This is a genomic window from Pseudoalteromonas sp. EB27 (assembly GCF_001974875.1).
Classification (GTDB): domain Bacteria; phylum Pseudomonadota; class Gammaproteobacteria; order Enterobacterales; family Alteromonadaceae; genus Pseudoalteromonas.
Genome location: NZ_MTQD01000005.1, coordinates 215,724 through 237,507 on the forward strand (window position 1 = coordinate 215,724; position 21,784 = coordinate 237,507).

Consider the following 21,784-nt stretch of genomic DNA (forward strand, 5'->3'; position numbering starts at 1 on the left):
AAATACTCGTTATGCACTTATACTAATAAAGAAATCAACATTTAAATAACAAATAGGAACAACATATGAAAAAGCTATCTGTAGCAGTGGCTGTATGTGCAGTTTTAGCATCTAGCTATGCTAGTGCTGAGGTAAGAATTAATGGTTTTGCATCAATTGTCGGTGGTAAAAGTCTGGATAGTGACAGTACTTTGTACGGCTATGATGACGATATCTCTTTTAAAAATGAGAGTAAATTCGCTTTACAATTATCTGCAGACCTACATGAAAAGCTAACAGCTACGGCTCAAATTATTGCGCGTGGAGAGGATGACTTTGACGCTACATTCGAATGGGCATACGTTACTTATGAATACAGCGATGAACTGCAATTTAGCGCTGGTAAAATGCGTGTTCCTTTTTACAAGTACTCTGATTTCTTGGATGTAGGTTATGCTTATCGCTGGGTACGTCCGCCAAAATCAGTATACGGTATCCCATTTTCAACTTATGAAGGAGTTAGTGTAGTTTACAGCTCTCAATTGGGTGATTGGGATTCTACGCTTCAAGGCTTTTATGGTGCATTCGATGGTGATATTGATGTATTTGGAACAGAATTACCTGCTGAATTAAATAATTTAGGCGGTATAAACTGGAGTCTATCATACGACTGGTTCAGTGCGCGAGCTGCATACATTGTGGCCGACACTAGCATTTCATCAGAGGATAGCGGCCTAATTGGTCTCGTAAGTGTATTGTCTGATAGTGGCTTAACTAATACTGCGAATGACCTAATCACTGAAGAAGATAAAACGAGCTTCGTTGGCGTTGGTTTTTCTATTGATTATGAAAACTTTTTGTTTGATGCCGAATATACGCAATTTGAGGTTGAAGACAGTATACTACCAGAACAGTCACAGTATTACGCATCAGTTGGTTACCGTATTGACAGTGTAATTGTTCATTTTACTTATGAAGACAATGATGACAAACATGACTCATCACGTTTTAATACCATTGAGTCAATACCAACCTTAAATTCAGCTGTAAATGGTGCTCTTGAAGGTCTTCGTGCACAAAGTAACGTATACACAATTGGTGCACGTTATGATTTTCATCCTTCCGCTGCTTTCAAGATCGACTTTAGTCGTTTTGAAGATGACATAACTGATACAGAGACGGATGTTGTAGCTGTCGGTGTAGATCTTGTCTTTTAATTGGAGCCTATGATGAAAAAATTAATTTTAGTAAGTGCACTTTCATTGTGCTCAATTAATGTATTTGCAGAAGTTGCTGTGATTATTAATCCAAGCAATGCTAGCTCTGTAGATGCTGACACAATAAAAAAGATTTATCTGGGAAAAAGTAAGTCATTTAGTAATGGCGATAAAGTTAATCCTATAAATCAAGACGGTACATCTGTAGCCGATGAATTTAACGACAAAGTAGTGGGTAAGTCTAGCAGTCAGTTAAATGCATATTGGTCAAAGCTTGTATTTACAGGTAAAGGTACCCCACCTGAAAAACTAACAACTGACCAAGCTGTTATTGATTTTGTTGCCGCTAATAACGACGCTATTGGCTATGTTGATAGCGCTAAAGTGACCGATAAAGTTAAAGTAATTGCTACTTTTTAGCAGTAAAATTGATATAACCCCAGAGGTTAATGCAGATAGGTTGATAAGTATTTAACTAATCGATAAACCGGCCTTCTGGTTCGTTTATAAAGGCTTCTGAATTTATTCAGAAGCCTTTTCTTTTCCAACCCACTACAACACTTCATCTAGCCAATAGCTACGTACCCAATTCAGAAGACTTCTGTGAACTGAGTGTTGCGACGTGTGTAATTAATATTATTAACTTAATTCAGACTATGTTTATTGAGAACTCAGGGAGCATCCCTAAATAAATAGAGTAATCGTAAGCTTAAGTAGAGCATCAAATATTACTAATAAAGCGAGGGTGAGCATAAACTAGGTATGTCAAATATCCAAAAAAAGCCAGTCAGCGGTTAACTAACTGGCATCAACCCTTGGGTAGATTTTTATACTGACTCAGTACTAAGCTTTACTCAATTCTAAACTTAGCTGTTGCATCTAATAGGTTGTCTGATAGGTAGTGAAGGTTTTTGGCTACGTCGCGAACAGCAAGTAATGAGTCCATAGTATCTTCGAACGATACATGCATATTTGACACATTATCTACTACCATAGCTGCAACGGATGTTTGTTCCTCTGTCGCTGCTGCTATTTGCGAATTCATACCATTAATTTCTAACATTTGCTCTGCGATTTTCTCTATTGAAATACCTGTTTTCTCTGCGGCTGTAGCATTATCTGTTGCCATATCTCGTGCTGAAGTCATAGCTGCTACAGATTCATTTGCGGCAGTCGTTAATGACCCCAATAGTTCACGTATTTCATTAGTAGAATGTGCAGTGCGAGAAGCCAGTTCACGAACCTCATCAGCCACTACCGCAAAACCTCTTCCATGTTCACCTGCTCGAGCGGCTTCAATAGCAGCATTAAGGGCAAGTAAGTTTGTCTGATCTGCAATAGACGTGATTACATTCAAAATCTGCGATACATTTTTTGTATCGTCCGCAAGCTTATTGATAGTACTTGCAGCTCGATTGATTTCATCACTGAGCGTACGAGAGGCGGTAACTGACATTTGCACTTGTGTACGACTTTGTTCAACTTCTTTCTCGGCCGTTTCAGCAGCGTGAGAAGCGTTAGCCGCAGATTCTGATATGTCACCAACACTCTGCTTCATTTCTTCCATAGATTGCTTAACAATTTCAGCATCAGTGGTTTGTTTTGTTGTAGCGCGCTCAGCTTGTTCCATACCTTGAACTAGTCGTGTTGAGTTTTCCATTAAAGGCTCACATACAGCAATAACTTCAAGAACCGTTTCTCTTAGCAAGGAAATAAATGCATTGAAATTAATAGAAACTTGGCCAATCTCGTCTTCTGAATTAACAGATAGTTGGGTGCTTAAAGAACCATTCCCGCTTGCTAATAAACTAAGGTTGTTAGCTGCATCACTAGCAGATGAGCCTATATTCTTAGCAATCCAAATAGCCATAAACAATAATAAAATTAATGAAATAATGGATACAGCTAACATTAGAGTTAATGCTTCATCAGAGCGCGCTTTAGTGTTGGCAACCAGTTCAAAAAAACGATTATCAGCTTTTTGTTGAGCGCCTTTAAAGCTTTCTAAAACAGATCCATATAAGCTTGTTTTAAGCTGCGCTTGTTGCTGAATCTTACTAAAATCAGCTGTACCGTTAACCATACCTGTAGCAATACTTGAGGATATTTTTTCATAATCTGACAACTCATTAATAATATCGTTATTAATGTAGGAGTTATTAAGTTGCGTTATTAATGCAATATTAGACTCTAAAGCTTGATATACCTCATCTGCTTTAACTATAAGGTCTTGCTCACCAAACGTAACAGCTTGGGTATAAAGTTCATCAAGTTTCTCTAAAAGCCCTACGTTTTGCGACGTTATTTTTACAACTTTATACGATGAGTTACTCATTTCATCGAGAGAAACCTTATTATCATTCATAGCTAAATAGTTTATCAATACGATCACTACAAAAGCCACAACCGCAATACATGTTATTGCATGTATTTTTTTTGTTATGCTTAGGTTTTGAAAAGAGAAGCCTGAAGCCATACTGTGCTACCTTATTTTATTGTCTATATCTATTATCGGCTTTATATCTATAAGTGTGAGCTAAATTTGTAATATTTCTAGTTTTTTCTAACAAATAGAAGAATTATTTAACAATAAACACACATCGTTCAAAAAACACCCACAATAAATTCCAGATACAAAAAAACCAGTAACATCACTGCTACTGGTTTCTAAATTTGGTGCGGATGGGGGGACTTGAACCCCCATGCCCTAAAGCACCACCCCCTCAAGGTGGCGTGTCTACCAATTCCACCACATCCGCATTTTAAGCTTTCGCTCAGGTGTTAAACATGTGACTTATTTGAGGAAGATAAATCGTTTAACGATAGCTTTACGCTAAATTAGTTCGGTACTTCAGAGCTTTGCTCTTTTGTAGATGTTACTGGAACATCTTCTTCAACAGGAACTACTGTTTCTACTGCTGGAGCTGCTTCTAGGTTTTCCCATTCGTCGGTCTTTTTAATTTGACCAGCTGTTAGGTTTCCTAACACAATGCTTAAAACAAAAAATACCGTTGCTAAGCTTGTGGTTGTTTTTGTCATAAAGTTACCAGCACCTGACGAACCAAAAACAGTGCCTGATGCACCAGCGCCAAATGAAGAACCCATATCTGCGCCTTTACCTTGTTGAATTAAAACCATTCCAACTAAAGCTAAAGCCACAACTAAATAAACTACTAATAAAATTTCGTACATCTTATACAGTCCCTTTTGCACTGTTACAGATTGCAGTAAAAGACTCTGCCTTTAGACTTGCGCCGCCAATTAAGCCGCCATCTATATCTGTTTGTGCAAATAATAATTCGCTATTTTTTTCATTAACGCTACCACCGTATAAGATGGTAAGCCCTTGTGCTAAATTGCTGTCAAGTGATGCAATTTTGTCACGGATAAATTTATGAACAGTTTGTGCCTGCTCTGGCGATGCAGTCTTACCTGTGCCTATGGCCCAAACGGGCTCGTATGCTATCACAGAATCTTTCAGTGCTGCTACACCTAATTTCTCTATTACTGCATCAATTTGTGCAGCAACTACTTGTTCAGTTTGACCGTTCTCTTGCTCGCTTTCGCTTTCGCCTACACATAAAATTGGTGTTAAACCAACTTGCTGTGCCCTAGCAAACTTTTCAGCGACTGTTGCATTACTTTCGTTATAAATACTGCGGCGTTCAGAATGACCAACGAGTACGTAACTTGCACCTAAATCTTTTATAAGCTGCGCATCAACTTCACCAGTAAATGCGCCAGGTGTATTTTCAGAAACAGTTTGAGCTCCTGTAGAAACACCGCTAGCTACCATTGCAGATACAAGTGGGTATGGAGGAAATAAAACAATGTCCATCTCTTGTGATTTTACATCGTTAATGGCGTCAGACATTTGTTTAACTAACTCTAAAGAGCCATTCATTTTCCAGTTGCCTGCGACCATCGCCTTGCGTATTGCCATTATCCACTCCACATTAGAAAGCGGGCGAGATATTAACTTTTCTCGCCCAAAGTTACAAGAGGTTATTGTTATTAATCAGTTTGTTTGCTCATAGATTCTACAACAGCTGCAATTTTTTGAGCGCTGTCTATTACAATTTTTTCTTGCTCGGCTTCAACCATAACACGAACCACAGGTTCAGTGCCTGATTTACGCAGTAAAACACGGCCTTTATCGCCTAAAGCAAGCTCAACTTCTGCTACAGCTGAAAGTACTTCAGGTGCTTTTGTAGGGTCAGTTCCAGCGGTATAACGCACGTTTATCATTTTCATTGGATACTTGGTAAAACCAGCACCTAAATCTTGTAATGTACGATTTTGTGCAACCATAGCAGCCAGTACTTGCAAGCTTGATATAATGCCATCACCCGTGCTAATTAAATCTAGATTAAGTACATGGCCTGAGCTTTCGCCGCCAATTTTCCAGCCTTTTTGCTGTAGTAACTCCATAACATAGCGGTCCCCTACTTTACTGCGAGCAAACTCGATACCTTTTGCTTTTAAAGCATTTTCAAGGCCCATGTTAGACATAACAGTGCCAACTACACCACCACCCAAATTATCATCTTGGGCTGCTTGGCAAGCAATAATATAAACCAGATCATCACCATCAAAAACGCGGCCATTATGATCAACCATCATTACGCGGTCACCATCACCATCGTATGCAATACCTACGTCGGCTTTAAGTTCAAGCACTTTACGTTTAAGGGCATCTACGTGAGTAGCGCCACATTCATGATTGATATTAACGCCATTAGGCTCGCATGCATGTGTCATTACTTCTGCGCCAAGTTCACGCATAACAGAAGGTGCAATATGATAAGTAGCGCCATTTGCGCAATCGACAACAATTTTAAGACCTTCTAAAGATAGGCCTTGCGGGAACTGGCTCTTACAAAACTCTATATACCTGCCATCCGCACTAACTAAACGCGATGCTTTACCTAATTTATCTGAAGCAACACACGTCATTTGCTCATCAAGCATTGCTTCTATTTCAAGTTCTACTGCATCATCGAGCTTTAAACCTTGACCATTAAAAAACTTAATACCGTTATCGTAATACGGATTATGTGAAGCACTAATTACAATTCCCGCCTCTGCACGAAATGTTTGAGCTAAGTAGGCTACAGCAGGTGTAGGCATAGGACCCAATAATACAACATCAATACCAGCGGCGATTAAACCAGCTTCAAGTGCGGTTTCAAGCATGTAGCCCGAAATACGTGTATCTTTACCTATAATTACTTTTTTAGTACCACTTTGTGATAATACACGTCCAGCAGCCCAGCCTAACTTCATTGCAAACTCAGGGTTTATAGGAGCAGCGCCTACAAGTCCACGCACGCCATCGGTGCCAAAATATTTTCTTTCTTTCATTGTGAAATTCCTTGTTCGCAGGCTTGATATACACCAAGTACATCTGCGGTTTCTTTTACGTCATGTACACGAATAATTTTTGCGCCATTTTGCGCTGCGATTAACGCACCCGCTAAGCTGCCCGCTAACCGTTCATTTGTATCTCTATTTAATAAATTACCTATCATCGATTTACGAGATAATCCGGCCAATAATGGCAAACCTAACTTATTAAAATCATCAAACCTAGCCAATATTTGATAGTTATGACTAAGCGTTTTTCCAAATCCAAAACCTGGGTCTAGAATAAGTCGTGCAAACTTAATCCCAGCTGTTTCACATGCTTTAATACGTTCACTAAAAAACATATTTATATCTGCAAACAAATTATCGTAATGAGGTGCCGATTGCATGCTGCGGGGCTGCCCTTGCATATGCATTAAACAAATTGCTACATCTTCATACTGCGCAACCGTTTCTAAAGCGTCTATTTCTTGTAAAGCTCTAACATCATTGACTATGTCTGCCCCTGCGAGTATTGCTTGCTCCATTACCAGTGCTTTACTAGTATCAATTGAAATAATGCAATCACTGTGCTGACGTATCGCTTTAATAGCAGGGATTACTCGAGAAAGTTCATCCTCTAAGCTGACATCTGGCGCACCTGGGCGAGTAGATTCGCCCCCTATATCTAAAATTGTCGCACCGTCATCTAATAATTGCATAGCGCGCTTTAGCGCTATTTTGGGATCTAAAAACTGCCCACCATCAGAAAACGAATCCGGCGTTACATTTAATATCCCCATAATAACGGGCTTTTCAAGATTAAGCGTACGCCCTCTCGGAAGCTTTAGTATGCTAGTCATTGCCAACCTTTATTCTTTTTCTAAATAGCTGATACAAAAAAGCCCCGAAGTTCGGGGCTTTCATTACTATTTTAACGATTATTCAGCTTTATCATCAAGGTTTGTTTCATCTTTTTTTGATGAATCGTCAGTATTTTGACTTTCATCAACTACTGGCTCTTGAGGTTCTTCCGCTTTTACCGGTTTTGCTTCATGACGGTCATGTGCATCACGCGGCTCACGCACTGGTTGGCGCGCCATTAAATCATCAATTTGCTTAGCATCAATAGTTTCGTATTTCATTAATGCATCTTTCATTGAGTGAAGAATATCAATGTTTTCTTTTAATATTTCTTCTGCTCTTTGATAGTTACGATCTGAAAATAAACGTACTTCTGCATCAATTATTTTAGCTGTATCGTCTGACATGCTAGATGAACGGCTACCACCGCCACCCATATACATTTCGTTCTGATCTTCAGCGTAAAGTAACGGACCTAGTTTTTCACTTAAACCCCAATGCGTAACCATTTTACGCGCTATATCTGTAGCTCGTTCAATGTCATTACTTGCACCCGTTGTTACTTTATCTGCACCGTAAATAAGCGCTTCAGCAATACGGCCACCATAAAGACTAGAAATCATTGATTCTAAAAGCTCTTTTGAATGGCTAACACGATCTTGTTCTGGTAGGTACATTGTTACACCCAGCGCACGGCCACGTGGAATAATAGATACTTTATAAACTGGATCATGCTCTGGCACCATACGACCAACAATTGCATGGCCTGCTTCGTGGTACGCAGTCATTGCTTTTTCTTGCTCGCTCATCACCATGGTCTTGCGCTCTGCGCCCATCATGATCTTGTCTTTAGCAGCGTCAAATTCAGCCATACTTACAACACGTTTATTACCACGTGCAGCATAAAGCGCAGCTTCGTTTACTAAGTTTGCTAAATCAGCACCTGAGAAACCAGGAGTACCACGTGCTATAAGAGCCGCTTCTACGTTATCGCCTAATGGCACTTTACGCATGTGTACTTTAAGTATTTGCTCACGACCACGAATATCAGGTAAGCCTACTTCAACTTGACGGTCAAAACGACCTGGACGAAGTAATGCAGGGTCTAATACATCTGGTCGGTTAGTTGCTGCAATAACGATTATACCTTCGTTACCACCAAAGCCATCCATCTCTACTAGCATTTGGTTAAGTGTTTGCTCACGCTCGTCGTTACCGCCGCCCATACCAGCACCACGTTTACGACCAACAGCATCAATCTCATCTATAAAGATAATACAAGGCGCCGCTTTTTTAGCTTGTTCAAACATATCACGTACACGTGATGCACCAACACCCACAAACATTTCAACAAAATCTGAACCCGAAATTGTAAAAAAAGGTACTTTTGCTTCACCAGCAACTGCCTTTGCAAGTAGCGTTTTACCGGTACCTGGAGGGCCAACCATCAGTACGCCTTTAGGAATACTACCGCCAAGCTTTTGAAATTTTGATGGGTCACGTAAAAAGTCGACCAATTCAGTAACGTCTTCTTTCGCTTCATCACAACCTGCCACATCGGCAAACGTTGTTTTAATTTGGTCTTCGCTCATTAACCGAGCTTTACTCTTACCAAATGACATAGCGCCTTTACCGCCGCCGCCTTGCATTTGACGCATGAAGAATATCCACACACCTATAAGCAGTATCATCGGGAACCAAGAAATAAATATACTTGCTAAAAATGATTGTTCTTCAGGTTGTACACCCTTCACATTTACATCATTTTTAAGTAAGTCATTAATTAAATCTTCATCGTACATTGGCATCGTTGTTTGAAAACGCTCACCACTGCTCTTAGTACCAGTAATATTACCTGTACCACGGTCAATAATAACTTCTTGTAAAGAGCCACTACGGACATCTTTAACAAATTGAGTGTAACTAGTTTGACGATCAACTTGCTCGCCGCCATTAAAGCTCTGAAAGACTGACATCAGCACAACTGCAATCACCAGCCATAGTATTAAATTTTTCGCCATATCGCTCAAGGGGTTAACCTCTTGTATCCAATTAATTTAAGTTCAACTAAACGCCAAGCAACTGTACTACAGTTTGTATCCAGTCGCTACTATATATACTTCCCGAGAACGGGCACGTGAGGCATCAGGTTTGCGTATTTTCACTGCTTTAAAACTATTACGTACATCTTGCAAGTATTGATCAAAGCCTTCGCCTTGGAAAACTTTAACAATAAATGCGCCATTTTTCTTTAGTACTTGGCTACACATATCTAGCGCAAGTTCTACCAAATACATGCTACCTGCTTGATCTACTGAGTTATTGCCACTCATATTTGGTGCCATGTCAGAGAGTACCACATCAACATTTTTACCATCAATACGTTTTAACAACGCATTTAATACTGATTCTTCACGAAAGTCGCCTTGTAAGAAGTCAACACCCGCAAGTGAGTCCATCGGTAATATATCACACGCTATCACTTGACCTTTGTCACCGACTTTCTCTGCTAAATATTGAGACCAACTTCCTGGCGCTGCCCCTAAATCAACAACTGTCATACCTGGACGAAGTATCTTATCTCTATTTTGTACTTCATCTAATTTAAAAACCGCTCGGGAACGCCAGCCTTTTTTTTGCGCTTCTTGAACATATTTATCATCAAAATGTTCTTTCAGCCATCGCTGTGAACTGGCTGACTGTTTTTTATTTGTCATAAATTAACACGCAACTAATTAGTAATATTCTTTAGATGGCGTTAGAATACCCTTAATTCAAGCCATATTCAGCAAAATTTGTATAAACATGACATTATCAAACAAACAAAAGCAGTTTTTAAAAGGTCAGGCACATAGCCTTAAGCCTGTAGTTTTACTAGGTTCTAACGGTTTAACCGAAGGCGTAGTAGTAGAAATTCAAAGTGCATTAGAAATTCACGAATTAATCAAAGTTAAAGTTCCAACTGACGATCGTGAAACAAAAGCACTAATTTTTGAAGCAATCGTACGTGAAACTGGTGCGACTAAGCTACAAACGATAGGTCACACTATTGTGCTTTATCGTCAAAGCGTTGAGAAAAAAATACATTTACCTCGTAACTAATTATTCCTGTTAAAGGATTTAGTGCGTTTAAATTGAAAAAACCAGCTTAATGCTGGTTTTTTATTATTTAACGTTTTAAATCAAAAGCTCATTTTATGATGGGTTAAATCATATTCGCTACCATTACTCCTCGGCTTCTTATTCAATATAAAGTACTGAGTAAATTGTGTTTCACTCATTGCTGACACTTTTTCATTCGAAAGCAGCTCGGCTAGTCGCGGTGTGGTATTACTGTGCCCTATAACAACAACTACACCTTTTAGTTTTAGTAACTCTTTTTTTAAATCACTTAGCTCACCTGCGTTATACACATTTACGTCGGTATTAAAATATGTCTGCAAAGGGGCCGCTGTTTGTAACGTGCGTTTATAGTTACTGCTGAAAATATGTATATTTTGATACTCTTTGAAAAAAGTAACTAAATTATTTGCACGTGCCTTTCCCAACTCTGAGAGCGCTGGATTTTTGCCCGTTAACTTTTCGCTATGACGAAACAAATATATTTTATCCGGTGCCGCAAGCGCCAAACTACTATTAGATAATACGACTAAACAAGTGATTACTAATATTATTTTATTCATATTTTTTTACCCCGTTTGTACTCTAATAGCCTGTCGATAAATTCAGTCGTTAGTTCATTAATTACGCCGGTTTCAGCGTTAACTATTAAGCTAAAACCAATATTTAAATGAGGAAATACAACCAAATCACTTCTATACCCTTGCACCCAGCCACTATGATAATAAAGCGTTTCATCAGCATAGTTATAAACGCGCCAACCTAGCCCGTAATAAGCTTCGTTAAGGTGTTTTTTCCACACCCTACGATACATTTCTTTTTTTGTATTCGTATAAGGGCGTGTTTGTTTTGCGAGAATATCCAATGACAAAACATCAGGATATTGGCCCAACTGCGCTTTTAGCCAAATAGCCATATCACTTGCGCTCGCATTTACACCGGCTGCCGGGCTCACTTTATAGTAATTTTTTTTAAGCTTAGCGCTATACCAACGTTTTTTACCACGCACGTGTGGTAGCGCGTAATTTTTGTCATTTGTCATTGATTCAAAGCCTAAGCTCGCATCACTCATTTTCAATGGCTCAAAAATAGCTTCTTTTAACCACTGTTTGTAACTTGTATCGGTGCTTTGTAATATCACATCACCTATAAGGCTAAACATAACGTTTTGATAGCCATAACATTCACCAGGTTTACAAATTGGTTTGACACTAAGTAGCTTTTCAACAATACCGGGGTAATCCATACGAGATTCAATTAAATTATCGTATGCATTAGGAACTAACCCGCTTGAATGACTTAAAAGATGAAACACCTTTAAATCATTTTCATATACAGTTCCTTTAAAATCAGGTATGTAATCACTAACAGGCTTATCTAACTCCAGTAGGCCGTTAGCAGCCAATTTAGCTGATAACGAGCCTGCAAATGTCTTAGAAACAGACGCAAGTCTAAAGCGGGTATGCTTATTAACTTTTTGTCCATTTCGTGTTTTAGTTACGCCCATAGTGTGGATGTAGTCTGAGTTGTTAATATTTACAATCGAAAGCGCTGCACCAGGTATACCTTTACTTTTTAATTTTTTTTGTGCGTAACGGCCGTACTTTTTTACAAATGCATCCCAATCAGGATCCGCTTTTGCTGCAAAACCCACAGAGCTAAACAACAAACACAAAGCAGGTAAGCTATACATTAAGGAGTTGAGATACTTCATTTTTATAAATTTTATCTTTTTAACCACATCTGCGCAGATAATATCATGAAGTTTTGTTTAGACTAACGTACAATACGACGATTATTTGGTTTTTAGCGGGTGTTTAGTACTTATGCGTTTTTTAGTTGTGTCACTTTTTATATTATTATCAACTGGTTGTGCTATTACAAAGCAGCCCGCCGAGCCATTGGCTATGCCGTTAAAGCCAACATTAAAAAGTCAGACCTATCAGCTTGAGTACACTACAGAGCACTCATCTCCAAAAGTTAAATCTGTGCAATTACCTGCACATAAAGTAGTTAGAAATCAGACAGTAAAAATCATTACCGATAAAGCGAGCGTGACCGATAAACTTCTATCGCAAATTAGCCAAGCACTGAATGATAAACAACTAAAAGTGACAACTAAAAATAACAGCGACTATACACTGACAATTCAGCAACTAGATTTAACTTTTACAGACGATACCAAGTACGCAATAAAGCAACCAGAGAATCCTTTTACTTTATATTCAAATGTTGCACAACAATATCCAACCCAGCAGTGCGCAGCTATGTTCGCACAAGTTAGTATGCGTCTTACGCACAAGTCATCGGGTGATGTTGTTTGGTTTGCTAAATCATCTATCGACAGTGCAAGTTTTCATCGCGAGCCGCTAATTTACAATTTTACCGAAGAGCAAAAAATAACTAATGAGCTTGAGGTTGTCGCTTTTGTTCATCAACAAAACACTGATGAAGCTCGCATTGAAAGACTTGGGAAAGACATTCAAATCCCTCAGTACAAAACGTTGTCAAAACTATCTAGTCTTACCAAACTTAGCGGTCCATGTAACAGAACAGAAGTAAGTGCATTAACACCTATGATGCAGTTTTACTTGAGCAGTATATTAATCGATAAAATTAAAGTTCAGTAAATTAGGGTCTGTTGATCTTTACGGATTAAAATTTGTTCAAACTAGGGGCTATTTAATCGCGGCGCGAGATTTGTAACCTAGTAGGCTCGATAACTGCTCCTGCGTTATTCTACTGGCTTACATCCATGTAAGAATAAGTAAAACGAGCAAAGCTTCCGCGTCCTGCTCACGCCCCTTACCTACGTCCATGTAGGCAACAAAGAGTAAATAGCCCCTAGGAAGAACCCTTTGGGCAGCGCCTGTTTGGTATTAATGCTACGTTATCGCCTATTTATGGGGAATAACCACACTGTATAGGCTCTGCCTTGCCTAAATACCAAACAGACTGCTGCAAATTTAACCTTGAAAGATCAACAGACCTAACACTTACTACATTTTTTTACAGATTAAAGGAACGAATTAACAATATACTACGGTTAATAACAAATAATAATTAGGCCCTAAGGGATGAGAAACGCTTTGCTTAACCATACTTTACTGAGCATAACACTGCTTTTTTGCTGCATTTTTAGCACATCGAGTATGGCAAGTAACCGCTATTATGCAGATAATACGTTAGAGCCAACCCAAGGCTTTGCGTGGGATTGGAGTGCTGGCGCGGGCTTTTATATTGAAGATTCTTACCTTGTCGGCATTGAGTCTTACGACAAAGGCGTTGAGCTCGATTTAAGTCTTGCTGTTTCCTACGATAAATTTTACCTTGATTTCGATCACAATCAGCTCAGTGGCGGCCTTGTAATAGGCTACAGTCTTATAGATAAATTTGATTGGGGCCTAGATATATTAGGCACAAATACTCAAGCTGGATTTGACGAAAAAGGCCTAGGGTTTTATAACCACGGTGTTATACAAGAACTCCAAGGTATAAAAAAACGTAATTACGACTTTGACGTCGGCCTTCGACTTTCTCGTCGATTTGAAAATTCTCAATTCTCTTTTGAATACCTTCATGATGTATCTGGCGCGCACAATGGCTGGGTTATAAACAGCTTTTTTAGTCACATTTTGCCATGGCGAAACTGGGAGTTTAGATCGGGTGTTGGCTTAAGCGCCTACTCTGCTGACTTTACTAATTATTACTTTGGCATTGATAGCGATGAAGCCACCAACATTCGCCCTATTTACAGCAGTAATGCCAGTACCAGTATTATTTTTGAGTTCCATGCTGAGTACCCAATAAGCCAAGATTGGGTGTTTTTATCCGGCTGGCTTACCACATGGTTTTCAAAAGAAATTGACGACAGCCCAATTATTTCCCAAGGATATCAACATAAAGCCAAGGTAGGCCTACGTTATGTATTTTAGATGGATCTGTGTATTACTGATCTTCCCCAGTACTTTTACTGTTAAAGCTCAGGAACCTCCTGAAGCACTCATAGCACTACCCGACACGTGCGTTGCACTTCGCGAAGGGCGAAATTGCTATGCTGACGTTACGCTAACGTGGGAGCAACCTATCATTGGTAATTACTGCCTACGTGACGCCACCTCAAAGTACATAATGCAATGTTGGCTCAAGCAACAGAGCGGTACTTTTAATTATGCATTTGATTCACAGCAAAGTATTTCATTTGAACTATTCGACAGCAATACATCTAAAATAATTAGTGTTGCCGAAGTAAAGCTTCAATGGGTATATCAAAACAGGCAAAAAAAGCGCCGCTGGCGACTATTTTAATACCAATCGCATTAAGGATATTTTCATGGATAACTACGGCACTATTTTACTCGTTGAAGACGATGTATCTCTTGCTCAATGGGTTGCTGAATATTTAACAGAGCAAGGCTACACAACGCATGTTTGTCACAGAGGTGACGAAGTAATTAGCCAAGTCAAAACATTAAATCCAAATATCGTGCTCCTAGATATTATGCTTCCAGGGCAAGATGGTATAAGCGTATGTAGAGAGCTTCGTAGTTTTTATAATTCGCCTATCATAATGCTCACTGCACGCGATGAAGAAATGGATGAAGTCATTGGTCTAGAAGTCGGTGCAAGCGACTACATAATGAAACCTGTGCGTCCTCGTGCATTGCTAGCGCGTATAAAAGCAGCCCTTCGCCAAAAAAATGAGCCAAATACGCCACACGTTAACGAAAGTGTTATTAATGTTGGTGCGCTTAGTATTGATACCGAATCTAGAAATGTAAAACTTAACGAGCAAGACGTAAATATATCAAGTGCTGAATATTTACTGCTTCACTACCTTGCGAGTAACGCAGGGCAAGTAGTCTCTCGCGACGCTGTATTTAAAGCAACCAAAGGCAGAGAGTATGATGGGCTTGATAGAAGTGTTGATGTACTTATTTCTGCACTTCGTAAAAAGTTTAATGATGATCCACAAAACCCTGAAAAAATTAAAACCATTTGGGGCCGTGGATATTTACTTGTTTCTACTGCGTGGTAATAAAGTGATGAATAAATAAATGAAAAAGTTTTATATATCGCTTCTAGGCAGTGCACTTTTATCTATTGTGGTATTGGGCTGGCTTATTGATGCTTTTAGTCAACAAGCGCATACCCCACAGGATGAATTTAGTCAGCAAAGTAAAATGATCATGGGTTTTAGCAAGCAATTAGCTAACATACCCACATCTGAGCGCAGCGATTATGTAAAACAACTGGCGCTAGAGTTTGATGTTTTAATTGATTACAAACCTAATGAATCACTTGCTTTACCGCCTTCTTTATTATTACAAATGCATACGCCGGGTGGGCTGATTTTAGAAGATCAGCAAGGCTTTTATATGCTTTACAGCAGCGATGTTTTAAATCCTTTTCACTTATCAATGCGTTTAGATAAAATTTTTGATAGCGAGCAACATAACGACATTATATTAACCTTACTCTTTTACGCAGGCCTATGTGTATTTATGGGCTTTATTATTGCGCCCTTAGCTAAACGATTAACCGTGTTAAATGAAGCCGCTAAAAAGTTTGCCTCAGGTAATGTTCAAGCCCGAATAAAAGTATCGCATTTTACTTACATAAAAGACGTAGAGCTTACCTTTAATCGCATGGCCAGCCAAATAGAGAAGCTTGTCGCCGAAAACAAGCTAATGGCCTCAAGCTTATCTCATGATATACGCACCCCTATCGCGTGCCTGCGATTTGGTTTAGATGCGGCATTAGATAGCCATGATGAGCAAAAAATAAAACAGTACTTAACCCGTATGGAAAATGATTTAGACCATATGGAATCGATGCTTAGTAGCTATTTAGCATTTGCTACTTTAGAGCAAAATGCTAATAAGTTGACCTATTCATCAACAAACATTAAGTCCTACCTTGAAGATATTTTAGTGCAACTTGCACCTAAACTTGAAATGCAAATGCTTAGTGTACAGCTCAATAGTACCGATAAAATAATAAATGCAGATCTTCACTGGCTTGCTCGTGCAATTACCAATTTATTAACTAATGCCTCTGATTTCGCAAACCAACATATTTACTTAAGTGCGAAGTTACACGAACAACAGCTTATAATAACGGTAGAAGATGACGGCCCTGGCATAGCTCGAGAAAACTTTAGCAACGTATTTAGTCCATTTTTTAGAGAAGAGGCTCACCGTAACAGAGCTGATAAAAGTTACGGCCTTGGTCTAGCTATTGTTGAAAAAGTAGCCGACTGGCATCATGGCAGTGTTAAAGTTAGTAAAAGTACCCAGCTAGGTGGTGCGTGTTTTACTCTCACTATTGCACAGCATCACAATTCGTAAAGCAATAGTTACAGACTGTAATTAACAATTATTAAACAAAATCAACTCGTTATTTTAAACGACCCGATAACAACAATTAAAATCGATGGTTATAACACGCATTTACTTATTAAATTGTGCCAGATCAGCAAATAAGCACTTTTTATTTTTTAACATTTCCAGTAGATTGTCAGCGCCGTCACACAATAGAGAAGTACAATAATATGAGCGCAGTTAGAGGCGAGTTTAGCTCTCGCTTTGGTTTTATTATGGCCGCCGCGGGTTCTGCCGTTGGTTTGGGCAATATCTGGGGATTCCCTACACAAACAGCAAGTAATGGCGGTGCTGCATTTTTAGTCGCATATTTAGTGCTTGCGTTCTTTTTAGCCTACCCCGCTTTAATGGCTGAACTTATGATTGGTCGTCATGGCCAAGCAAACGCGGTTTCATCACTTCAAAAAATATCTAATAAGCCATGGCAAAAACACTTTGCCTTTATTGTTGGTTTTGGCGGTATTTTATGTGCTGGCTTTATATTAAGTTTTTACGCCATTGTTGCTGGTTGGATGCTCAGCGCTACAGCTGACCCCATAGCTACTCTTGTTGGTGCCAACACAGCATCGACATGGCTAAGTGAGCAATCACTTACCCGAAACATAATATTTACTCTCGTCTTTATCGTACTAACTGTCGCTATTATCAGTAGAGGCGTTGAGAATGGTATTGAAAAATGGTCGAAACGCTTAATGCCTGCTCTTTTAGGTATTTTATTTGCACTTATTGCATATGTAATGACCCAAGATGGCGCAATGGAAGGTTTAAAGGCTTACTTAGTTCCCGATTTTTCATCTATTTTTGACGCAAAATTATTAGTGAGTGCGCTAGGACAAGCTTTCTTCTCTTTATCGCTAGGTACTAGCGTAATGATTATTTATGGCTCGTACATTAGTAAAAAAGAAAACCTTGTTTCTTTAGGTGCCTATGTAACCCTTATTGATGTATTTATAGCTTTTGTAGCGGGTTTACTGATTATTCCGGCTATGTATGTAGCACAAGCTCAAGGCGTTGAAATATTCTCTGCCACAACGGGAAAACTACTCTCTGAAGATACGTTAGTATTTCAGGTACTCCCTGCTTTATTTGATGGAATGGGCGAAGTTGGCTTATTTGTGGGCTTTTCATTTTTTGCGTTAATGAGTATTGCCGCTTTAACGTCATCTATTTCAATGTTAGAGGCGCCAGTATCATACACTGTAGAACGCTTTGGGATGAAACGCGTTCAGGCAACCTGGTTGATTGGAGCTTTAATTGCTATCGTTAGCATTACAATTGTGTGTAACCTTAGCAGCTTATTTGGCTTAGTGATTACTTTAACTACAAAAGTAGCTCAACCTTTGCTTGGCCTTATGTGTTGTATATTTGTAGGCTGGATTTGGTACAGAGGCTCATTACTTAAAGCAATTAAAGAAGGTAATCCTGAAGTTCATAACACATTATTTTGGAAAGTATGGCCTTGGTATACCAAGTTTGTGTGTCCACTTGCTATTGGTATGGTGTTTTTACACTCACTATTAAGCTAAATAATACCTTAACCTTAAATAGTCTTAAATTAAAATAGCCCACATTAGTGGGCTTTTTTTATAGCTGCTTAAATTGGATTTATTTAGAGAGTTTTAAAATCATATCTTGATGAGGGATACCGTCTTCTAGATATTCACTTTTATAATCTTCAAAGCCAAAAGAGCGGTAAAAATCAAGCAAGTAAATTTGTGCACCTATATAAATATCTCGCTCAGGCCATTGTGCTTTACAGCAGTCTATAGCTTCAGTAATAAGTAAAGTAGCATACCCATTGCCACGCGCGCTTTCACTTACTAGCACGCGACCTATTGCGCTGTATTGTGCACTTTTTTCATAGCATCGCGCGTAAGTTTGTAGTTGCCCGTGACTCAATGTATATAAATGCTGTGTATTTAAAGCAATGTCTACATCATCAAGTTCAGGGTAAGGGCACTCCTGCTCTACAACAAACACATCAACACGCCCGCGCATAATAGTAAAAAGAGTCTGTGTATCAAGAGCGCCAAACTGCTCACATTTAAACTGCATATCAAATCCTATAGGCAAAAAACCCAGCTTAGGCTGGGTTTATTAAAATCACTCGCTAGCTTAGTTAACTTATACTAAGTAAATAATCGCTCTAGCTGATCACACAGCTGCGATAAATTCACATGATCGTGCTCTATGGTCAAATCTACATAACCATCGCCTTTAAAGGCTCTGTCTAGCTCTATAAGCACATGTGTTTTATGTGCCTCTGGGACAAACGATAATTCAATCTCCTGAATGCCGAATAAGCTGCGGCTATTTGGTTTATATTCAAGTTCTTGATAGCATCCAGATAATGACTGAAAAGTCGAAGCGCGTAAGTGACCTTTTTCTACGTCAGCTTTCATTAAACTAAAACCTAACTTTTCCATCGCTTGCATACACGTCTTAACCGCTTCATTAGGGTAAATGTGTAAATGGTCCTTATCTATTGGGTCAAGTGCTAAGTCTATATCTAGGCCTGTTTCTAGCCATACATGTGATTGATTATAACCTGCATTAATTTCTGTAATAGGAGTTTCAGAATGAAGACGCGCTTCAAAAGGGATATTTTTAACTTCGCCTGGCTCAATTGTACCTATATCTGTAATTCGCCATTGCTCAATCACATGATTCGTAAAATAATCGCCATTATCACCTGCAACTTTAACACGAGTCATTAATAATAAATCTAAACCTGAAATATCTTGGCTCACATCACCAGCAGTAATGACTATTTGTGCGTTAAAAAGTTGACCTGGTTGTAGGTGTTCAGTTTCTAAAATAGTGTCTACCTTTGCAGCACCAATACCTACCGACGCTAAAATCTTTTTAAACATATATCTCTCCTTAAGCTGAGCGGCTGTATTATTTGCTCCGGCTTAAACTTCTTCGTTATCGCATCTTAACCATATTTAAAAGCTAATGTCAGTGAAAAAGTGTTATTTACATAGTATTTACTATTAAATAGGTGTTTAATGCCCGTTTTTTATACGCAGCTGGACAAGTAATTGATTAGACGCGTTCATTTTTAGGTCTATTTATATTTTCAATGGTATAAATTTTTCGTTACACTGCAACACCAAATGAAGTGATATTAAGAATTATGGAACTAATCTATTTTGCTGCCGCGTTTGTTTGTGGTTTTGCTGTTTATCAGTTAAAACTACCTCCTCTAATTGGGTTTTTACTTGCAGGTTTTGCTTTAAATTTATCGGGTTATAAAAGTACAGAGTTGCTCGATACAATTGCAGCCCTAGGGGTTACTCTTCTTCTTTTTAGTATTGGCTTGAAACTTAAAGTTAACAGTTTAATTAAACCTCAAGTTTGGGCGCCTGCAACATTGCATATCATTTTTAGCAGCGCGTTATTTAGTGGCTTTATGCTTCTGCTTGGCGTTTTCGCCATTCCACTATTTGTTGATTTAAGTTGGCAAAGTGCTTTATTGGTTGGATTTGCACTTAGTTTTTCAAGCACTGTATTTGCAGTAAAAGTACTTGAAGAGCGCGGAGAAATGGCAAGCCTACACGGCAAAATAGCCATTGGAATATTGGTAATGCAGGATATCTTTGCAGTAATATTTTTAGCTATTAGCACCGGTAAAATCCCTAATTTATGGGCTATTGCATTAATAATTGCTTTGCCTTTATTACGACCTGTAATGTATGGCGTGTTGAACCGATCTAAACATGGTGAACTATTACCATTGTTTGGTTTTTTCTTTGCGCTAGTTGCTGGTTATCATGCATTTGAATTTGCAGGCCTAAAAGGCGATTTAGGTGCACTAGTAATAGGAATGATGTTTGCCCCTCATAAAAAGGCTGGCGAGCTATCAAAATCTCTACTTAATTTAAAGGACATATTGCTAGTTGGCTTTTTCTTAAGTATTGGTTTAAGCGCAGAGCTAACCACTAACTCCTTGATTGTTGCCATTATACTTATTTTAGTATTACCCATTAAAATAGCGCTTTACTATGTGTTCACTAATATATTCAAATTACGTGCGCGTACATCATTACTTACCGCTTTTAGCTTATCTAACTACAGTGAGTTTGGATTAATTGTATGTGCAGTGGCTGCGACTACAGGCATGATCACCTCTGAGTGGCTAGCTGTAATGGCAATTGCTGTTTCTATTACATTCATAATTGCTTCCCCATTAAATAAACGCTCAAATGAGTTGTATGTAAAAATAGAGCACTGGTTATTAAAGTTTGAAAGTAAAACTCGTTTAGCTGAAGAGCTACCCGTTAACCTTAATGATACGAAAATAGTCATTTTTGGGATGGGACGTATTGGTACTGGTGCTTATGAAACGATCAACGCGACTCACCCAAATGTTGTTGCAGGCATAGATATAAAGCCAGAGGTGGTAGACAAGCACGTTAACAGAGGCCGCAACGTCTTAATTGCAGATGCAACCGACCCTGACTTTTGGCAACGAGTAAATCACTCACAAGTAGAAATGGTTATGCTTGCAATGCCAAAGCATATGCAAAATATTTTTGCTTTAGAGCAATTACAGGCCTCTGGTTATAAAGGCCAAGTAACAGCTATTGCAAACTACCCGGATCAACAAAAAGAGCTTGAAGAAATGGGTGTGCATTCTACTTATAACTTTTATTTAGAAGCCGGTAGTGGTTTTGCAGAGCACGTAAAACAAGAGCTATTTAACGAATAGTCCTCTTTTGTATCGTTTATAAATAACAAAGCCTTAAATTCATTAAGGCTTTGTTATTAGTTTTTAAATAAAAAGCAATTCTATTTACATTCCTTTACAAGCCAATTCTCTATAGCAATAAAAAACAGGTAAACTATCTGTGTTGGTTAAATAAGAACCCA

The 21,784-nt window shown here is 38.7% G+C and carries 21 protein-coding genes and 1 tRNA gene; 10 read left to right on the forward strand and 12 right to left on the reverse strand.

Going from position 1 to position 21,784, the window contains the following annotated elements; all coding sequences use genetic code 11:
- Positions 1-65 precede the first annotated feature (65 nt).
- Positions 66-1,196, forward strand: a complete 1,131-nt coding sequence (locus BW142_RS07805; RefSeq protein WP_076924484.1) for a porin — start codon at positions 66-68, stop codon at positions 1,194-1,196.
- Between the two features lie 12 nt (positions 1,197-1,208).
- The gene (locus BW142_RS07810; RefSeq protein WP_024597950.1) at positions 1,209-1,616 is read left to right on the forward strand and encodes a phosphate ABC transporter substrate-binding protein; all 408 of its coding nucleotides are present in this window, start codon (positions 1,209-1,211) and stop codon (positions 1,614-1,616) included.
- 430 nt (positions 1,617-2,046) lie between these two features.
- Here BW142_RS07810 and BW142_RS07815 read toward each other — a convergent pair whose 3' ends face one another.
- The 8 genes from BW142_RS07815 to rlmE form a co-directional block, all read right to left on the reverse strand.
- Positions 2,047-3,672: a methyl-accepting chemotaxis protein gene (locus BW142_RS07815; RefSeq protein WP_076924485.1), complete on the reverse strand. Its 1,626-nt coding sequence runs from the start codon at positions 3,670-3,672 to the stop codon at positions 2,047-2,049.
- 198 nt (positions 3,673-3,870) lie between these two features.
- Positions 3,871-3,955, reverse strand: a tRNA-Leu gene (locus BW142_RS07820).
- Between the two features lie 79 nt (positions 3,956-4,034).
- Positions 4,035-4,388 (reverse strand): preprotein translocase subunit SecG, encoded by a 354-nt coding sequence (gene secG / locus BW142_RS07825; RefSeq protein WP_024597872.1) that lies wholly within the window; start codon positions 4,386-4,388, stop codon positions 4,035-4,037.
- Between the two features lies 1 nt (position 4,389).
- Positions 4,390-5,139 carry a triose-phosphate isomerase gene (gene tpiA / locus BW142_RS07830; RefSeq protein ID WP_024597871.1) on the reverse strand — a complete coding sequence of 250 codons (750 nt, stop codon included), beginning with the start codon at positions 5,137-5,139 and terminating at the stop codon, positions 4,390-4,392.
- Positions 5,140-5,210: 71 nt separating this feature from the next.
- Positions 5,211-6,560, reverse strand: a complete 1,350-nt coding sequence (gene glmM / locus BW142_RS07835) for a phosphoglucosamine mutase (RefSeq protein WP_024597870.1) — start codon at positions 6,558-6,560, stop codon at positions 5,211-5,213.
- A complete protein-coding gene (gene folP / locus BW142_RS07840; RefSeq protein WP_076924486.1) occupies positions 6,557-7,405 on the reverse strand; it encodes a dihydropteroate synthase in 849 nt (282 codons plus the stop codon). Before folP ends, glmM begins: the two co-directional genes overlap by 4 nt.
- 78 nt (positions 7,406-7,483) lie before the next feature.
- Complete coding sequence (gene ftsH, locus BW142_RS07845; protein WP_033012255.1) at positions 7,484-9,427, reverse strand: ATP-dependent zinc metalloprotease FtsH; 1,944 nt, start codon at positions 9,425-9,427, stop codon at positions 7,484-7,486.
- A 66-nt stretch (positions 9,428-9,493) separates the two neighbouring features.
- On the reverse strand, positions 9,494-10,123 hold the full coding sequence (gene rlmE, locus BW142_RS07850) for a 23S rRNA (uridine(2552)-2'-O)-methyltransferase RlmE (protein ID WP_024597867.1): 630 nt from the start codon (positions 10,121-10,123) through the stop codon (positions 9,494-9,496).
- Between the two features lie 88 nt (positions 10,124-10,211).
- Between rlmE and yhbY the strand changes: the two genes are divergently transcribed.
- Positions 10,212-10,508, forward strand: coding sequence for a ribosome assembly RNA-binding protein YhbY (gene yhbY, locus BW142_RS07855; protein ID WP_002963153.1), 297 nt, complete (start codon positions 10,212-10,214; stop codon positions 10,506-10,508).
- Positions 10,509-10,588: 80 nt separating this feature from the next.
- Here the strand turns inward: yhbY and BW142_RS07860 are convergent, their stop codons facing one another.
- Complete coding sequence (locus BW142_RS07860; RefSeq protein WP_076924487.1) at positions 10,589-11,089, reverse strand: histidine phosphatase family protein; 501 nt, start codon at positions 11,087-11,089, stop codon at positions 10,589-10,591.
- Entirely contained in the window at positions 11,086-12,240 is a 1,155-nt protein-coding gene (locus BW142_RS07865) for a serine hydrolase domain-containing protein (RefSeq protein WP_076924488.1), read from the reverse strand. The genes BW142_RS07860 and BW142_RS07865 overlap by 4 nt, the downstream gene beginning before the upstream one ends.
- A gap of 112 nt (positions 12,241-12,352) precedes the next feature.
- Between BW142_RS07865 and BW142_RS07870 the strand changes: the two genes are divergently transcribed.
- From BW142_RS07870 to BW142_RS07895, 6 genes are all read left to right on the forward strand, one after another.
- Positions 12,353-13,156, forward strand: coding sequence for a hypothetical protein (locus tag BW142_RS07870; protein WP_024597864.1), 804 nt, complete (start codon positions 12,353-12,355; stop codon positions 13,154-13,156).
- A 522-nt stretch (positions 13,157-13,678) separates the two neighbouring features.
- A complete protein-coding gene (locus BW142_RS07875) occupies positions 13,679-14,461 on the forward strand; it encodes a MipA/OmpV family protein (RefSeq protein WP_253188808.1) in 783 nt (260 codons plus the stop codon).
- Positions 14,451-14,834, forward strand: coding sequence for a DUF3019 domain-containing protein (locus BW142_RS07880; protein ID WP_024599162.1), 384 nt, complete (start codon positions 14,451-14,453; stop codon positions 14,832-14,834). The genes BW142_RS07875 and BW142_RS07880 overlap by 11 nt, the downstream gene beginning before the upstream one ends.
- 25 nt (positions 14,835-14,859) lie before the next feature.
- Positions 14,860-15,564: a response regulator transcription factor gene (locus BW142_RS07885; protein ID WP_024599163.1), complete on the forward strand. Its 705-nt coding sequence runs from the start codon at positions 14,860-14,862 to the stop codon at positions 15,562-15,564.
- A 19-nt stretch (positions 15,565-15,583) separates the two neighbouring features.
- Entirely contained in the window at positions 15,584-16,876 is a 1,293-nt protein-coding gene (locus BW142_RS07890) for an ATP-binding protein (protein ID WP_024599164.1), read from the forward strand.
- A 203-nt stretch (positions 16,877-17,079) separates the two neighbouring features.
- Entirely contained in the window at positions 17,080-18,435 is a 1,356-nt protein-coding gene (locus BW142_RS07895; protein ID WP_024599165.1) for a sodium-dependent transporter, read from the forward strand.
- A 79-nt stretch (positions 18,436-18,514) separates the two neighbouring features.
- On the opposite strand, the gene BW142_RS07900 is transcribed toward BW142_RS07895, so the two are convergent.
- Together BW142_RS07900 and BW142_RS07905 are read right to left on the reverse strand one after the other, a co-directional pair.
- Positions 18,515-18,964, reverse strand: coding sequence for a GNAT family N-acetyltransferase (locus BW142_RS07900; protein WP_076924490.1), 450 nt, complete (start codon positions 18,962-18,964; stop codon positions 18,515-18,517).
- A gap of 74 nt (positions 18,965-19,038) precedes the next feature.
- On the reverse strand, positions 19,039-19,782 hold the full coding sequence (locus BW142_RS07905; protein ID WP_076924491.1) for a sporulation protein: 744 nt from the start codon (positions 19,780-19,782) through the stop codon (positions 19,039-19,041).
- Between the two features lie 266 nt (positions 19,783-20,048).
- Here BW142_RS07905 and BW142_RS07910 point away from each other — a divergent pair, with 266 nt between their 5' ends.
- Positions 20,049-21,623, forward strand: a complete 1,575-nt coding sequence (locus BW142_RS07910; RefSeq protein WP_024599168.1) for a cation:proton antiporter family protein — start codon at positions 20,049-20,051, stop codon at positions 21,621-21,623.
- Positions 21,624-21,784 lie beyond the last annotated feature (161 nt).

What these genes read in the sequence shown, in the direction of transcription:
- BW142_RS07805 (WP_076924484.1), top strand. Translation starts at nt 66, where the DNA reads ATGAAAAAGCTATCTGTAGCAGTGGCTGTATGTGCAGTTTTAGCATCT.
- BW142_RS07810 (WP_024597950.1), top strand. Translation starts at nt 1,209, where the DNA reads ATGAAAAAATTAATTTTAGTAAGTGCACTTTCATTGTGCTCAATTAAT.
- BW142_RS07815 (WP_076924485.1), bottom strand. Translation starts at nt 3,672, where the DNA reads ATGGCTTCAGGCTTCTCTTTTCAAAACCTAAGCATAACAAAAAAAATA.
- secG (WP_024597872.1), bottom strand. Translation starts at nt 4,388, where the DNA reads ATGTACGAAATTTTATTAGTAGTTTATTTAGTTGTGGCTTTAGCTTTA.
- tpiA (WP_024597871.1), bottom strand. Translation starts at nt 5,139, where the DNA reads ATGGCAATACGCAAGGCGATGGTCGCAGGCAACTGGAAAATGAATGGC.
- glmM (WP_024597870.1), bottom strand. Translation starts at nt 6,560, where the DNA reads ATGAAAGAAAGAAAATATTTTGGCACCGATGGCGTGCGTGGACTTGTA.
- folP (WP_076924486.1), bottom strand. Translation starts at nt 7,405, where the DNA reads ATGACTAGCATACTAAAGCTTCCGAGAGGGCGTACGCTTAATCTTGAA.
- ftsH (WP_033012255.1), bottom strand. Translation starts at nt 9,427, where the DNA reads ATGGCGAAAAATTTAATACTATGGCTGGTGATTGCAGTTGTGCTGATG.
- rlmE (WP_024597867.1), bottom strand. Translation starts at nt 10,123, where the DNA reads ATGACAAATAAAAAACAGTCAGCCAGTTCACAGCGATGGCTGAAAGAA.
- yhbY (WP_002963153.1), top strand. Translation starts at nt 10,212, where the DNA reads ATGACATTATCAAACAAACAAAAGCAGTTTTTAAAAGGTCAGGCACAT.
- BW142_RS07860 (WP_076924487.1), bottom strand. Translation starts at nt 11,089, where the DNA reads ATGAATAAAATAATATTAGTAATCACTTGTTTAGTCGTATTATCTAAT.
- BW142_RS07865 (WP_076924488.1), bottom strand. Translation starts at nt 12,240, where the DNA reads ATGAAGTATCTCAACTCCTTAATGTATAGCTTACCTGCTTTGTGTTTG.
- BW142_RS07870 (WP_024597864.1), top strand. Translation starts at nt 12,353, where the DNA reads ATGCGTTTTTTAGTTGTGTCACTTTTTATATTATTATCAACTGGTTGT.
- BW142_RS07875 (WP_253188808.1), top strand. Translation starts at nt 13,679, where the DNA reads ATGGCAAGTAACCGCTATTATGCAGATAATACGTTAGAGCCAACCCAA.
- BW142_RS07880 (WP_024599162.1), top strand. Translation starts at nt 14,451, where the DNA reads ATGTATTTTAGATGGATCTGTGTATTACTGATCTTCCCCAGTACTTTT.
- BW142_RS07885 (WP_024599163.1), top strand. Translation starts at nt 14,860, where the DNA reads ATGGATAACTACGGCACTATTTTACTCGTTGAAGACGATGTATCTCTT.
- BW142_RS07890 (WP_024599164.1), top strand. Translation starts at nt 15,584, where the DNA reads ATGAAAAAGTTTTATATATCGCTTCTAGGCAGTGCACTTTTATCTATT.
- BW142_RS07895 (WP_024599165.1), top strand. Translation starts at nt 17,080, where the DNA reads ATGAGCGCAGTTAGAGGCGAGTTTAGCTCTCGCTTTGGTTTTATTATG.
- BW142_RS07900 (WP_076924490.1), bottom strand. Translation starts at nt 18,964, where the DNA reads ATGCAGTTTAAATGTGAGCAGTTTGGCGCTCTTGATACACAGACTCTT.
- BW142_RS07905 (WP_076924491.1), bottom strand. Translation starts at nt 19,782, where the DNA reads ATGTTTAAAAAGATTTTAGCGTCGGTAGGTATTGGTGCTGCAAAGGTA.
- BW142_RS07910 (WP_024599168.1), top strand. Translation starts at nt 20,049, where the DNA reads ATGGAACTAATCTATTTTGCTGCCGCGTTTGTTTGTGGTTTTGCTGTT.